Annotated in this window: 13 protein-coding genes; 9 read left to right on the top strand and 4 right to left on the bottom strand. The window is 74.3% G+C overall.

What is annotated here, in order from left to right:
- Positions 1 to 59: 59 nt before the first annotated feature.
- Together PUR61_RS12810 and PUR61_RS12805 are read left to right on the top strand one after the other, a co-directional pair.
- Positions 60 to 455: a VOC family protein gene (locus PUR61_RS12810; RefSeq protein WP_329878924.1), complete on the top strand. Its 396-nt coding sequence runs from the start codon at positions 60 to 62 to the stop codon at positions 453 to 455.
- 28 nt (positions 456 to 483) lie between these two features.
- Positions 484 to 1404: an ROK family protein gene (locus PUR61_RS12805; RefSeq protein WP_329878923.1), complete on the top strand. Its 921-nt coding sequence runs from the start codon at positions 484 to 486 to the stop codon at positions 1402 to 1404.
- A 162-nt stretch (positions 1405 to 1566) separates the two neighbouring features.
- On the opposite strand, the gene PUR61_RS12800 is transcribed toward PUR61_RS12805, so the two are convergent.
- Genes PUR61_RS12800 through PUR61_RS12785 form a run of 4 tightly spaced genes read right to left on the bottom strand, consistent with a single transcriptional unit; the run spans position 1567 to position 5205 of the window.
- Complete coding sequence (locus PUR61_RS12800) at positions 1567 to 2937, bottom strand: alkaline phosphatase family protein (RefSeq protein ID WP_329878922.1); 1371 nt, start codon at positions 2935 to 2937, stop codon at positions 1567 to 1569.
- Between the two features lie 11 nt (positions 2938 to 2948).
- Positions 2949 to 3464: a type II 3-dehydroquinate dehydratase gene (locus tag PUR61_RS12795; protein WP_329878921.1), complete on the bottom strand. Its 516-nt coding sequence runs from the start codon at positions 3462 to 3464 to the stop codon at positions 2949 to 2951.
- Between the two features lie 40 nt (positions 3465 to 3504).
- Positions 3505 to 4890 (bottom strand): alkaline phosphatase family protein, encoded by a 1386-nt coding sequence (locus PUR61_RS12790; protein WP_329878920.1) that lies wholly within the window; start codon positions 4888 to 4890, stop codon positions 3505 to 3507.
- Positions 4891 to 4908: 18 nt separating this feature from the next.
- Complete coding sequence (locus PUR61_RS12785) at positions 4909 to 5205, bottom strand: phosphopantetheine-binding protein (protein WP_329878919.1); 297 nt, start codon at positions 5203 to 5205, stop codon at positions 4909 to 4911.
- A gap of 685 nt (positions 5206 to 5890) precedes the next feature.
- Between PUR61_RS12785 and PUR61_RS12780 the strand changes: the two genes are divergently transcribed.
- The 7 genes from PUR61_RS12780 to PUR61_RS12750 all read left to right on the top strand — a co-directional run bounded on the left by PUR61_RS12780 (position 5891) and on the right by PUR61_RS12750 (position 13682).
- A complete protein-coding gene (locus PUR61_RS12780) occupies positions 5891 to 7057 on the top strand; it encodes an aminotransferase class I/II-fold pyridoxal phosphate-dependent enzyme (protein ID WP_329878918.1) in 1167 nt (388 codons plus the stop codon).
- A 60-nt stretch (positions 7058 to 7117) separates the two neighbouring features.
- Complete coding sequence (locus PUR61_RS12775) at positions 7118 to 7771, top strand: HAD-IA family hydrolase (protein WP_329878917.1); 654 nt, start codon at positions 7118 to 7120, stop codon at positions 7769 to 7771.
- Positions 7768 to 8862, top strand: coding sequence for an LLM class flavin-dependent oxidoreductase (locus tag PUR61_RS12770; protein ID WP_329878916.1), 1095 nt, complete (start codon positions 7768 to 7770; stop codon positions 8860 to 8862). The genes PUR61_RS12775 and PUR61_RS12770 overlap by 4 nt, the downstream gene beginning before the upstream one ends.
- 3 nt (positions 8863 to 8865) lie before the next feature.
- A complete protein-coding gene (locus PUR61_RS12765) occupies positions 8866 to 10458 on the top strand; it encodes a serine hydrolase domain-containing protein (RefSeq protein ID WP_329878915.1) in 1593 nt (530 codons plus the stop codon).
- 150 nt (positions 10459 to 10608) lie between these two features.
- Positions 10609 to 11451 carry a methyltransferase domain-containing protein gene (locus tag PUR61_RS12760; protein WP_329878914.1) on the top strand — a complete coding sequence of 281 codons (843 nt, stop codon included), beginning with the start codon at positions 10609 to 10611 and terminating at the stop codon, positions 11449 to 11451.
- 7 nt (positions 11452 to 11458) lie between these two features.
- Positions 11459 to 12316, top strand: a complete 858-nt coding sequence (locus tag PUR61_RS12755) for an SAM-dependent methyltransferase (protein ID WP_329878913.1) — start codon at positions 11459 to 11461, stop codon at positions 12314 to 12316.
- Positions 12317 to 12320: 4 nt separating this feature from the next.
- Positions 12321 to 13682, top strand: coding sequence for a cytochrome P450 (locus PUR61_RS12750; RefSeq protein WP_329878912.1), 1362 nt, complete (start codon positions 12321 to 12323; stop codon positions 13680 to 13682).
- Positions 13683 to 13713: the final 31 nt, after the last annotated feature.

Below are 13713 nucleotides of genomic sequence, written 5' to 3'. Positions count from 1 at the left end.
GCGGTCCCGTTCCCGACCCGCACTGACCTGCACGAACCGAGCGAGAGAGAGCACTGCTCATGGCAGTCCCGAAGCTGACCCTGTTCGCGATCGTCGCTGACGACCTGGCCAAGTCCCTGGCGTTCTACCGCCGCCTCGGGCTCGACATCCCCGCCGAGGCGGACTCCGCGCCGCACGTCGAGGTGGTCCTCGACGGCGGTCTGAAGCTCGCCTGGGACTCGGTCGAGACCGTCCGCAGCTACGACGCGGAGTGGCAGGCGCCGACCGCCGGCAGCCACCGCTTCGCCGTCGCGTTCGAGTTCCCGGACGCGGCGTCCGTCGACGCCAAGTACAAGGAGCTGGTGGGCGCCGGTTACGTCGGCCACATCGAGCCCTGGGACGCGGTCTGGGGCCAGCACTACGCGATCGTCCTCGACCCGGACGGCAACGCCGTCGACCTGTACTCCGCGCTGTAGGACCGATCTCCCCACGGAGGCCCGGGTCGTGACACTGCTGGGGATCGACGTCGGCGGGACCAAGGTCGCCCTCGTGCTGGAACGCCCGGGCCTGCGCCGACCGGTGCACGCCCGCTTCGACTGGCCGCGCCCGGCGGACCGCCCGGCCGACCTCCGGGTCGGCCGGGAGGCCGATCTGGCGGCGCTCGCCGAGGCGGTCGTCCGGATCACCGGCGCGGCCGGTCCGGGCGCCGTCCGGTCGGCCGGGCTCGCCCTGCCGGCCACCGTCCGGGACGGCCGGCTCACCTCCTGGCCCTCCCGGCCCTCCTGGGCCGGGCTGCGGCTGGACACGGTGCTGGAGCGGGTTTTGCCGGGCGTCCCGGTCCGGTACGAGGACGACGGCAACCTCGCCGCGCTCGCCGAGGCCGCCCGCGGCGGCGTCCGTGACCTGGCCTACCTGGGGCTGGGGACGGGCGTCGGCGGCGGGATCGTGCTCGGCGGCCGGCTGCACACCGGCCCGTACGGCGGCGCCGCCGAGGTCGGCCACCTGGTGGTCGACCCCGGCGGCGCCGGCTGTGTCTGCGGGCGGACCGGATGCCTCCAGGCCGTGGCCTCCGGCCCGGCGACGCTGGCCCGGGCCGCCGCGGCCCGGGGTGCGCCGGTCGGCCCGGCGGAGTTCCGGGCCGGGCTCGCGGAGGGCCGGGCCTGGGCGCTCGGACCGCTGCGGGAGACGGCGGCGGCGCTGGCCGTCGCGGTGGTCAACCTCGGGGAGCTGCTCCAGTGCGCCGAGGTGCGGCTGGGCGGCGGGTTCGGACACGGGGTCCCGGGGCTGGTCGGAGCGGTGCGGCGGGAGGTCCGCCGGCTGGCCCGGCCCGGGGTCGCCCCGCCGGCCGTCCGCCGGGCGCGCTGCGGGGCCCGGGCCTCGCTGCACGGGGCGCTGCTGCTGGCCCGCGGGGCGGCGGACGGCTGACCGGCGCCCCGGCCTCCCGAACCCCCGGGCACCCCGTCCGGTGCCGTCCCGCGGCCTTCCCGGGTCCTTCCCGGACCGGCCGTCCAGCGGCCTTCCCGGACCCGCCCCGGACACCCGAACGCCCCTCCCGGGCACGTCGGAGGGGCGTTCGGGTGCCCGCCGTCAGTGCGGCAGCCGCCCGCCGGGCAGCCCGAGCAGCTCCCGCAGCGCGGGCGCGACGTCGTAGATCGAGAGGCCGTCGGCCCGGCCCGGCGTGACACCGGGGGAGTCGAGCAGGAAGACCCCGGTGTCCCCGTGGTTGGCGTGGTCCGGGCCGGTGTCGTTCTCCGTGGTGTACAGCCCCTGGCCCATGCCGAGGGTGGCGAGTGCGCGCCACCGCAGGTTGCCCACGTAGACGAGCAGGTCGGGGGCGATGCCGTTGACCTCGGGGTAGAGCTGGTCGGGGCGCAGGGCCCGGGTGCCCATCGGCTGTCCGGCGTCGTCGGGCAGGAGCTCCAGGGCGGTCGCGATCCGGTCGAGGGTGTCCTGGTACTCGCCCGCGGGCACGGTGCCGTGCGGTTCGCGGCCCTCGACGTTGAGGAAGATCCGGCCGTAGTAGCCGCCCTCCGCCCAGGCGGTGGTGCGTTTCCAGTCGACGTCCGCCTTGGCCATCGGGGTGGGCCCGGCAGGCTCCGTGGCGAGGACGAGCAGACCCTCCTTGCGCAGCCACTCGTTGATGAACAGTCCGCCGACCATCGGCTGGGCGCCGTGGTCGGACACCACCAGGACGGTGGTGTTCTCGGGCAGGCAGGCCAGGAACTCCCCGATGTGCCGGTCCAGCGCCCGGTAGTAGTCGCGGAAGAGGTCGATGTAGGGGTTGCCGGGCTCGTGCCGGGGGTGCTCGGGGTCGCAGTACTTCCAGAAGCCGTGGTGGAGCCGGTCCGGTCCCATGTCGACGAAGGAGAGGAACTCCCAGTCCTGGGTGGTGGCGAGGTGCCGGGCGACCTGGAAGCGCTGCTCGCTCAGGTCGAAGATCTGCTGGGAGACCCGGGCGAGTTCGGGCGAGCGGAAGTTCTCGACGTCGAGCGCGTACCCGCCGGTGAGCTTCTCGATCTCGTCGCGCAGTCCGGGCGGGGAGGTGTACTGGGCCCGCGTGGAGGGGGCGAGGAAGCAGGAGACCATGGCGCCCCGGATCGGGGTGGTCGGGTAGGTGCCGGGGACGCCCAGGACGACGCTGTCGCGGCCGGCGGCGGTCATCTCGTCCCAGATCCGGGGCGCCCGGATGCTGTGGGAGGTGGCGAAGGCGAGCGGGCCGTAGTCGTGGGCGGCGCGGTCGCGGAAGCCGTAGACGCCGAGTTCCCCCGGGGTGCGGCCGGACATCATGCAGGACCAGGCGGGCATGGTGATGGGCGGGTCGACGCTGCGCATGGGGCCCCACAGGGAGCGCCGGCGCAGCGCGGTCAGGACGGGCATGTCGTCGGCGAACCGGTCGAACAGCAACTGCGGGGTCGCCGAGTCGAGTCCGATCACGGCCACCCGGCCGGGGTGGGGCATCTGGTTCTCCCTCAGGGAGTCGGTCCGAGGACGGCCTGGGCCTTGTCGTCGGGGCTGTCGTCGGGGCTGTCGGCGGGGTGGCCGCAGGGGTGGTCGGCGGGCACCAGCAGGGTGAGCGAGCGGGCGGCGACGCGGTAGCCGAGCGCCCCCATGCCCATCACCACGCCGGCGGCCAGCGGCGCCGTCACCGAGGTGTGGCGGAAGCTCTCGCGGGCCCAGACGTTGGACAGGTGCACTTCGATCCAGGGCGGGCCGAAGTCGGCGAGCGCGTCGCGCAGGCCCCAGCCCGCGATCATCAGGGCGCCCGGGTTGACCACCGCGCCCGCCACGTCGCCGTGCCGTTGCAGGGCGTCGATCAGCTCGCCCTCCCCGTTGTGCTGCGCGGAGACGACTTTCCAGCCGCGGACGGCGGCCTCCTCGGCGACGGCGGCCTCGATCTCGGCGAGGGTGGTGGTGCCGTAGATCTCCGGTTGCCGGGTGCCGAGGGTGCCGAGGTTGGGGCCGTTGAGCAGCAGGATCCGGCTCACGGGCGCCCGCACCTCCCCCTCGTCCGGCGGCTTCGCCGGGTCACGTCGCCCGCGCCGTTCCGCCGGCGCCGAGGACGACGGCGCCGTCCAGCCCGAGCGGGTGGACCCCGACGGCGGCGAGCAGAGTCGGCGCGACGTCGAGCATGTCCAGCGAGGCGGGTCCGGTGCCGCCCGGGGCGGCGGGCGGCGGGGCGGCGCCGCGCCGGTAGAACAGGGCGTTGTCGCGGGTGTGGGTGCCGGTCAGGGTGTCGGTGCGCAGCGGCGCCCTGCCGCCCCAGGCGCCGCGCAGCTGCACGCCCCCGGCGGGCAGGGCGAGCAGGTCGGCGGCGTGGTCGAGCAGTGGGCCGTGGTAGAGCTCGGCGGGGCGGTGGACCGCGGCGACCAGGAGCGGGCCGTCCACGTCGGTGCCGACGCGGACGCCGTCGCCGCGCAGCCGCAGCAGCTCGTCGGCGATCTCGTCGGCGAGCGCGTCGGCCTCGGTGTCGGTCAGGCCGCCGCGCGGGAAGCGGTGCTTGCGGTGGAGGTAGATCCGGGCCGGGTCGAGGGCGAAGGCGTGGCTGCGGGTGTCGAGGTCGGCGAGCTTCGCGGTGGTGTCGAGGTCGGCGAGGTGGCCGGCCTCCCGCAGCCAGGCGTTGAGGTAGAACTGCCGGTCGACGGGGCCGAATCCGTGGTCGCTGACCAGGAAGAGCTCCTCGTCGGGGCGGCAGACGTCGGCCAGCCGGCCGGCGCAGTCGTCGACCAGGCGGTAGAAGTCGCGGACCGCGCCGTGCAGCGGGTCGGCGGGGTCGGCGACGGCGCGCCAGAGGAAGTGGTGGACCCGGTCGGTCTCGGTGAGGACCGCGATGCCGAGGTCCCACGGCTCCTGGGTGAGGACGTGCACCATGGCGTCGGTACGGGCCCTGAGGGCGCGTCCGGCGCGGGCCAGGAAGCCTGCCGGGTCGTCCGCGACGTCGCCCACCTCGACGTCCAGCTCGTAGGCGAAGCGCTTGAGCTCCGGGAGGAGGCGGCCGGGGGTGACGGCGTTCTCGATGCGCGGTGCGACGAAGCCGGAGACCACCACGCCGTCGACGGCGGGCGCCGGGTAGGTGCCCGGCACGTTGAGGCAGACGGTGCGGCGGCCGGCTGCGGAGGCGAGTGCCCAGAGGGCGGGTTCGCGCAGGTGCAGCAGGTTGGGGAAGCAGATCCGGTAGCCCTCGTCGGGGACGAGGTCGGTGAAGCCGAAGATGCCGTGCCGTGCCGGGTTGGTGCCGGTGAGGAAGGTGGCCCAGGAGGTGGAGCTGATCTCCGGGACGGGGGCCCGCAGCGGGGCGCAGTACCCCTCGGCGAGCAGGGCGCCGAGGCGGGGCATGACCCCGTCGGCGGCGAGCTCGGCGAGCAGGGTGCGGGGCATGCCGTCGAGCCCGATGACGAGGGCGCGCTCTGCCATGGCTGCCGTCTCCCCGGTTCAGGCGGCCGGGGTGCCGGCGCCGGTGCCGGTTCCGACGCCGGTTCCGATGCCGGACGTCCGGCCGTGGACGTATTCCGCCAGGAGGTCGAGATCGTCGATCAGTCTGATCGAAAGGTCCTCGTCGGCGATCTCCACGCCGAACTCGCTTTCCACCCAGATGAGGAACTCGATGGTATTGATCGAATCGAGTCCGAGGGCCTCGACGAGTCCGCGGTCCGGTATCTCGGAGGGCGCGACGGACAGTTCGAGCGAGTCCACGAGAACCTTGCGCAGTCGGGCCTTGATCTCTTCCACGGCGGGGGTCCTTTCGTCGAAGGCGAGGAGGACGGCGGGAATGATCGCCGACGATCGTCGGCGTTTCCGATCGATCTTCGTGAACGACCGGGAGTGATCGGAATGTGCGCGGCCGGGCCCGGGGGCGGTTGGGTGGAGCAGGCCGGAGCGGCCTGCGGGCCGTGCGGGGCGAGGCTCCCGAGCATGGTTCATTTCCCGGCGGCGTACCACCTTACGGGAACGTATTTTTCGCGTCAGGCATGTGCTTCTGGCCATTTCCTGCTGTCCGGACGGCCTGAACGATCGGTCGCGAACGGAGCCCGGGGCGTTTCTGCGCAGCGACGTCCCGGTCGTCCGACACCATGTCGGCGGGTGGCGGGAAAACGCCGGTGCCGATGGGCGTCGAACCCGGTCGGACGCTTGGTGTTGACGTGTTCGGGATGACCTGGCCATGATTTGCGTGGCTGAGCGAACGGTTGTCCACCCCCCTCCCTGCCGGCCATTTCTCACGGAGCAGTACGCCCGAGGCCGGCCGGTCCGAGGTTTTCGATCGGTGGCCCCGCCCACGTCCGAGCGGCAGTCCGGCGGGTCGCGTCACACCCGGTGTCCGGCGGCTCCGCCCGACGGACGGACCGGTTTGCAGCAGGGTCGCCCCCCGTGTGCGGCGGCCTGCCCCCATGCCGCATACGACCGAGAGGCCCGACCCATGTCATCCATTCCGGTCCAGTCGCCCTTGACCTTCCCCGCTTGGCCGCAGCACGGTGCCGAGGAGCGTGAGGGCCTTCTGCACGTCCTGGAGCAGGAGGGCTGGTGGCGCAACGGGGGCAGTGAAGTCGACAGCTTCGAAAGGGAGTTCGCCGATCTGCACGGAGCCCACCGCGCCATCGCGACCACCAACGGCACGCACGCGCTGGAGCTGGCCCTGTCGGTGCTCGGCGTCGGGCCGGGCGACGAGGTGATCGTCCCGGCCTTCACGTTCATCGCCACCTCGCTGGCCGTCCAGCGGGTCGGCGCCGTGCCCGTCCCGTGCGACGTCCGGCCGGACACCTACAACCTGGACGTCGAGGCCGCCGCCCGGCTCGTCACCCCGCGGACCAAGGTGGTCATGCCGGTCCACATGGCCGGTCAACTGGCCGACATGGACGCACTGGCGGAACTCGCCGCCGCCACCGGCGTGACGGTCCTCCAGGACGCGGCGCACGCGCACTCGGCCCGCTGGCGCGGCAGCCGGGTGGGCGAGCTCGGCTCGATCGCCGCGTTCAGCTTCCAGAACGGCAAGCTCATGACGGCCGGCGAGGGCGGTGCCGTGCTGCTGCCGGACGACGAGACCCACCGGGAGGCGTACCTGCGGCACGGCTGCGGGCGCCCCCCGGGCGACCGGCTCTACGCTCACCTCACCCAGGGCTCCAACTTCCGCATGAACGAGTTCTCCGCCACCGTGCTGCGCGGCCAACTCTCGCGCCTGGAGGCGCAGGTGACCCTTCGGGAGGAGCGCTCGCGGCACCTGGCCGCCCTGCTCGGCGCAATCCCCGGGGTGGTGCCGCAGGACCGCGACGAGCGCTGCGACCGCATGGCGCACTACATGGCGATGGTCCGGCTCCCCGGCATCACGCGGGATCGCCGGCTCGCCGTGGTGGACGCGCTGCTCGAACACGGCGTGCCCGCGTTCGTGGCCTTCCCGCCGGTCTACCGCACCGCCGGCTACTTCCAGGGGCCGGCCGTCGGCGACGTCGACGAGATCGCCAAGCGCTGCCCGGTGTCCGAGGAGATCGGCTCCGACTGCCTCTGGCTGCACCACCGGGTGCTGCTCGCCGACACCCCCGTCCTCGACCGGCTCGCTGAGGTGTTCGCGGACGTCGTCGCCGCGAACTGATCCCGCCGCCGAGCCCACCGTCCGGACAGATCGGAACAACTCTCAAGGAAGCGGTAGTAAATGACGGTGCATCAGGCATTTTCCACCGTGGTGTTCGATCTGGACGGCGTGCTCATCGACAGTTTCGGCGTGATGCGCCAGGCGTTCGCCGCGGCCTACCGCGAAGTCGTGGGCGACGGGGAGCCGCCGTTCGACGAGTACTGCACCCACCAGGGGCGCTACTTCCCGGACATCATGCGGCTGATGGGACTGCCCGGAGGGATGGAGCGGCCCTTCGTCGAGGCCAGCCACCGGCTGATCCACGAGGTGGAGGTGTACCCGGACGTGCCGCTGGTGCTCAAGCGGCTCCGGGAGTCGGAGGTCCGGACCGCGATCGCCACCGGCAAGTCCGGCGACCGGGCGCGGACCGTCCTGGAGGTGGTCGGACTGCTGCCGCTGCTGGACACCGTCGTCGGCAGTGACGAGGTGGACCGGCCCAAGCCGGCCCCGGACATCGTCCGGGAGGCACTGCGCCGGCTCGCGAGCGAGCCCGGCGACGCCGTCATGGTGGGCGACGCGGTGATCGACATCCAGAGCGGGAGGTCCGCCGGGACCGCCACTGCGGCAGCCCTCTGGGGCGAGACCGCCACCGATCAACTCGTCGACGAGAAGCCGGACTTCGTGCTCGTCAGACCGACGGACCTGCTCGCCCTGGTGCAGGGGGGTGCCCGGTGAGCGCCGGGGTGGCGCAGGCGCCGCGCTGGAGCGTCGCGGCCCCGCAGGGCGCCGGTCTCGAACTGGCCGGCCTGGGCGGGTCCGCAGCCTGGCGGACCGTCGTCGAGACCGCCGCGCTGGTTCGGGACTGCGGCTACCACGCCCTCTGGCTGGAGGACCGCACCGACACCCTGCCGCGCCGCGAGGCACAGCCGGTGGTCGAGGCCTGGACCGCCCTCGGCGCGCTCGCCGCGACCCTGCCCGGCATCCGGCTCGGCCTGCTGGCCGCGGCCCCGCCGCACCGCAACGCGGTGGTCCTCGCCAAACAGGCCGCCTGCGCCGACGTCATCTCCGGGGGGCGGCTGTCGCTCGCTCTGACCACCGCCGGACCCCTCCCCGAGCACGTCGCGGCCGGCACCGTGCCCGGCACCGCCCTGGCCGCGGCGGATCCCGCGGCCGACCTCGTGGCGCACCCCGGGACCGACCTCGCGGCTGATCCCGCGCCCGTGCTCGCCGAGACCATCGAGGCCCTGCGGGCCCTGTGGTCCGGCACCCGGACCGACGCGCCCGGCCCCGCCGTCCCGCTCGCAGGTGCGCACGCGGTACCGGTCCCGGTCCAGCCGCGGCTCCCGCTGGCCGTCCGGGTGGACGCCGCCGCACCGGACGCGGCCGCCCGGCTGCCCGAGGCCGCGGTCCGCGAGTGCGCCGCCGTCCAGTGGCAGGGCGAACCCGAGCAGGTCGCCGCCGCGATCCGGGCCTTCGGCCGCCGCCGGGAGGAGCTCGGCCTGGCCCCGGAACAGGTCCGGCACGCGCTGGTCGCCGAGGGCCGGGTCTTCGACGACCGGGTGGCGCGCGACCGCTGGCTCTCCACCCCGCACGTCGTGGTGTTCTGGAGCCACCACCCCGATCTGCTCGCCCGCCGCAGCCTGTACGGGACACCGGACCAGCTGGTCGAGCGGGCCGCCCGGTACACCGAGGCCGGGGTGGGCGAGTTCCTGCTCTGGTTCCGCGACTACCCCGCGACGGAGAGCCTGCGCAGGTTCGCCGCGGAGGTCGCCCCCCGGGTGCCCGCGCCGCCCGCACCGGTCCCCGTCCCCGTCCGCGAGGGGTGACCGATGCCGACCGCCGCCCCCGCCCTGCTCACCCCGGACTGGCTCGCCGCCGCCGGCCGGCTCGCCGCCCCCGACCCGGCCCCGCGCAGCACGGTCGCCCTGCGCCTGGCGATCACCGACCCGCCGCCCGGCACCGCCCCGGCGGCCGACCTCCTGGTGGACCTCGCCGGCGGACGGCTCGCGGTGACCGCGGCGGCCGGCGATCCGCCCGGACTCCTGCTCACCCTGCCCTACGCCGCCGCCCACACCCTGCTGCTCGGCCCGGCCCGGGCCCGCGCGGAGATCCTGGAACGCGGCGACGTCACCGTCCTCGGCAACTTCAGCCTGCTGTTCTTCGTCGACGCCGCGCTGCAGCGCGACCGGGCCGGCCAGGTCGCAGCCCTGCGGGCCGGCACCGCCGCACTGCCGCCGGGCGCCGCCCCCGCCGCCGGTCCGGAACCCGTCCCGGTGGGCACCGCCGACCCCGCCCCGGCCGACGTCGACGCCGTCGCCCGGGCCGCCGACGTCCTCCCGCGCACCCTGCGCGAACTGGGCCGCGAGGTCGGCACCTCGACGCCCGGCGCGCAGTTCTACGCCTCGCTGCACGGCAAGCCGCTGGCCGACGTCGGACTCGGCCTGGCCCGCCCCGGGGTCGCCATGTCGGCCGGCTCGGCGCCGCTCTGGTACTGCTGCGCCAAGCCGCTGCTCTCGGTCGCGCTCGGCAGGCTCTGGGAGGCGGGCGACTTCGACCCCCACCTCCCGGTGGCCCACTACCTGCCCGAGTTCGGGACCGCCGGCAAGTCCGCGATCACCTCGATGGACCTGCTCACCCACACCGGCCCGGTGCCCACCGGCGCGGACCCGCTGCACGGCGTGGTCACCGGCCCGGACGACGAGCGGCTCCGCCGCGCCTTCGCCGCCGTCGTGGAACCCGGCCCCGCCGGCGCCGGGCCCGGCATCAACTACAGCCAGTGGTGGGCCTGGTACGTGCTGGCCCGGCTGCTGCCCGCCATCGACGGGCGGGACTATCCGGCGTACGTCGAACAGGAGATCCTGCGCCCCTGCGGGATGGACCGCACCAGGGTCCACCTCTCCCCGGAGGACTACGACGCGTACGGCGACCGGCTGCCGCTGATCCACGTCAGCAACCTCGGCGACACCCCGCAGCCCACGTACTTCTGGTCGACCCGCGGTGCCGCCACGCGTTGCGTGCCCGGGGTCAACACCCGCGGCCCGCTGGCCGATCTCGGGCTGCTGCTGGAGATGCTGCTGGCCGGCGGTGCCGCGCCCGGCGGCCGGATCCTCGCGCCGACCACGGTGGCCGCGCTGACCGCCCGCCACCGCACCGGGCTGCACGACCGCTACGGCAACGCCGACTGGGGCTTCGGCCTGCGGCTCGAATGCCGCACCCTCGGTCCCGCCTACACCAGCTTCGGCACCCACGCCTCGCCCCGCTCCTTCGGCCACGACGGGCTGTGGACCGCCGTCGCGTTCGCCGACCCGGACGCCGGCCTGGTGCTGGCCGTCCACCTGAACGGCAAGGTCGAGCACGAGCGGCACCGCGAACGCATCGTCCGGATCGCCGACGCGGTCTACCAGGATCTCGGGCTCACCTGACGCCCCGCCCCCGACGCCCCGCACCCGACGCCCCGCCCCTGACGCCCCGCCCCCGACGCCCTGCCCCCGACGCCCCGCACCCGACGCTCCGCCCCCGCTCTCCCGTCCCGGCCCCGCACTCCGGCCGGCCCCCAGCCAGGAAGGCGCCCGATGGCACAGCAGCCCGCGCTCCCGTTCCTCCCCGACCCCGCCGAGGTGGGCAGGCTCTACGACCGCTACACCGACCTGGGCAGCGCCACCCTGGGCGAGAGCCTGCACTTCGGCTACTGGGACTCCCCGGACAGCCTCGTCCCGCTCGCCGAGGCGACCGACCGGCTGACCGACCTCATGACCGACCGGCTGAACATCGGCCACGGCTCCCGCGTCCTCGACCTCGGCTGCGGCACCGGCGCGCCCGGCAACAGGATCGCCCTGCGCACCGGCGCCCAGGTGACCGGCATCTCGGTGAGCGGGCGCCAGGTCGAGCGGGCCAACGCCCTGGCCGACAGGCTCGGCCTGGCCGACCGGGCCCGCTTCGAACACGCCGATGCGACGGACCTGCCGTTCGCCGAGGCCTCCTTCGACGCCGTGATCGCCCTGGAGTCGATCATCCACATGCCGGACCGCGCCCATGTGCTGGGGCAGGTGGCCCGGGTGCTGCGCCCGGGCGGGCGCCTGGTGCTCACCGACTTCTTCGAGCGGGAGCCGATCCCGGAGAACGGCCGGGCCGCCGTGGACCGGTACCTGCGGGAGTTCCTGATGACGATGATCCAGGCCGAGGACTACCCGCCGATGCTGCGCCGGGCCGGCTTCCGGTTCGAGGAGCTGACCGACATCAGCGAGCCCACCCTGCGCCGCACCTTCGTCGAGCTGTCCGAGCGGATCAGCGGCGCGGCCACCGACCTGTCCGCCGCCCACGGCCCGGAGCTGGTCGACCGGTTCAACCCGCACGACATGATCGACGTGGCCGGGTTCGGCCACCTCCTCGTGGTCGCGACCCGGACGGAGAAGTGAACCGGCGATGACCACCGACCCCCGCGCCCACGACGACCTCGGCACCTTCTACGACCGGGTCAACGACGCCATGGCCGACGCCATGGGCGGCTACCTGCACGGCGGTTACTGGGACGGCCCGGTCGACCCCGAAGAGGTCGAACGGGCCGCCGACCGGCTGACCGACTTCGTCTCCGACCGCCTCCTCCTCGCCCCTGGTCAGCGCGTGCTGGACATCGGCTCCGGCAACGGCAAGGCCACCGCCCGGATCGCCCGCCGCCACGGCGTGCGCGTCACCGGCATCACGCTCAGCCCGCGCCAGGTCCGCCAGTCCACCGAGCTGGCCGCCGAGCTGGCGCTGTCCGACACGGTGGACTTCGAGGTCCACGACATGCTCGGACTCTCCTTCCCGGACGCCGCGTTCGACGCGGCCTACGCGATCGAGTCGATCTGCCACGCCGAGGACCGCACCGGGGCCTTCAGCGGGCTCGCCCGGGTGCTGCGCCCCGGCGCCCTGCTGGTGGCGACCGACTTCGTGCTGCTGCGCCCGCTGGAGACCGACGAGCACCGCAGGTTGGTGGACGGCGCCATGAAGAACTACCAGCAGGGTCCGATGCTCACCCAGGAGCAGTACGAGACCTGTGTGCGGGACGCCGGCCTGGAGGTCGTGGACTTCACCGACATCGGCGAGTACGTCCGGCCGTCCTACCAGGTGGTCGGGCACAACCTCCTCCGCGGCGGGGAGAAGCTGCGGGATCAGGTCACCGAGGAGGAGTTCCGCTACATGGTCGAGGACCTCGCCGGGTTCGGCGACATCACCGAGCTCGGCTACGCCGTGGTCACCGTCCGGAAGCCGTCCGGCACCGCCGCCCGGCAAGGGGGCTGAGCCGATGTCGTCCACCGCGACCAGGTCCGGCGCCGCCGCCGACTGGACGGCGGCCACCGCGCCGGGTGCGCTGCCGCTGCTGGGCCACCTGGTGCCGCTGCGCCGCCGGCCGCTGGAGTTCCTGACCGGGCTGCCCCGCCACGGCGACGTGGTCGAGCTGAGGATGGGCCGCCGGACCGTCCACATGGTCTGCCACCCCGAGCTCGTCGGCCAGGTGCTCAAGGACCCGCGGACCTTCGACCGCGGCGGGCCGTTCTACGAGAAGACCAAGCTGCTGATGGGCAACAGCCTCGGCAACTGCCCCTACGCCGACCACCGGCGGCAGCGGCTGCTGGTCCAGCCGTCGTTCCGGCGGGAGCGGATCGCCACCTACCCGCAGGTGATGCGGGAGGAGATGGCCGCCGAGACGGCCGGCTGGCGCCCCGGGGGCACCATCGAGGCCAACGACCGGATGCACGCCGTGACGGCCCGGATCGGCGCGCGGGTGCTGCTCTCGACCGAGATCGGGACCGATCACGTGGACCGGATCCTGCGCTGCCTGCCGATCGTGCTCAAGGGCATGTACAAGCGGATGGTCGCCCCGGTCGGTCTGGTGTACCGGGTGCCCGGGCCCGAGTCGCGGCGCTTCGAGGGCGCCCTGGCGGACCTCCGGGAGCTGATCGACTCGATCATCCGGAACTACCGGGGAGCCGACCAGGACCACGGCGACCTGTTGTCCGGCCTGCTCGGCGCGCGCGACGAGGACGGCCGGGGACTCTCCGACCAGGAGATCCACGACCAGGTGATGAACTTCCTCACCGCGTCCACCGAGACCACCGCGACCGCCCTCGCCTGGGCGCTCCAACTGCTCGGCCGGCACCCCGAGTACGAGCGCCGGCTCCAGGAGGAGGCGGACGCCTTCGCCGCGTCGGGCGGAGCCGACGCACACGGCCGGGACGGGCTGGACTACACCCGCCAGGTGGTGAACGAGGTGCTCCGGCTCTACCCGCCGGGGTGGCTGGTCACCCGCGTCGTCACCGCCGACACCGAACTGGGCGGCGTCCGGCTGCCGGTGGGCTCGGTCGTCTTCTACAGCTCGTACGCGCTGCACCGCAACGGCGAGCTCTTCCCGGACCCGGAGCGCTTCGACCCGGACCGCTGGTCGCCCGAGCGGGTGGGCGAGGTGCCGCGCGGGGCGATGATCCCGTTCGGCGCGGGCAGCCGCAAGTGCATCGGCGACGACTTCGCGATGATGGAGACCACGCTGGCGCTCGCCACGATCGCCGCGCGCTGGCGGCTTCGGCCCACGTCGGACACGCCCGTCCACCCCAAGCCGCGGGCTCTGGTGGGCATGGGCGAGCTGCCGATGGTGACCGAGCTGCGCTGACCGGGCTGCGGCGGGCCGGGCTGCGTTGACC

Source organism: Streptomyces sp. BE20 (assembly GCF_036322525.1).
GTDB lineage: Bacteria > Actinomycetota > Actinomycetes > Streptomycetales > Streptomycetaceae > Kitasatospora.
The sequence above is the reverse complement of the archived record's forward strand: the minus strand, read 5'-3'. Positions and strand labels throughout refer to the sequence as shown.

Bases quoted from the DNA above. Each gene is read 5' to 3' on its own strand.
- PUR61_RS12810 (WP_329878924.1), top strand. From the start codon at position 60: ATGGCAGTCCCGAAGCTGACCCTGTTCGCGATCGTCGCTGACGACCTG.
- PUR61_RS12800 (WP_329878922.1), bottom strand. From the start codon at position 2,937: ATGCCCCACCCCGGCCGGGTGGCCGTGATCGGACTCGACTCGGCGACC.
- PUR61_RS12790 (WP_329878920.1), bottom strand. From the start codon at position 4,890: ATGGCAGAGCGCGCCCTCGTCATCGGGCTCGACGGCATGCCCCGCACC.
- PUR61_RS12780 (WP_329878918.1), top strand. From the start codon at position 5,891: ATGTCATCCATTCCGGTCCAGTCGCCCTTGACCTTCCCCGCTTGGCCG.
- PUR61_RS12775 (WP_329878917.1), top strand. From the start codon at position 7,118: ATGACGGTGCATCAGGCATTTTCCACCGTGGTGTTCGATCTGGACGGC.
- PUR61_RS12765 (WP_329878915.1), top strand. From the start codon at position 8,866: ATGCCGACCGCCGCCCCCGCCCTGCTCACCCCGGACTGGCTCGCCGCC.
- PUR61_RS12760 (WP_329878914.1), top strand. From the start codon at position 10,609: ATGGCACAGCAGCCCGCGCTCCCGTTCCTCCCCGACCCCGCCGAGGTG.
- PUR61_RS12755 (WP_329878913.1), top strand. From the start codon at position 11,459: ATGACCACCGACCCCCGCGCCCACGACGACCTCGGCACCTTCTACGAC.
- PUR61_RS12750 (WP_329878912.1), top strand. From the start codon at position 12,321: ATGTCGTCCACCGCGACCAGGTCCGGCGCCGCCGCCGACTGGACGGCG.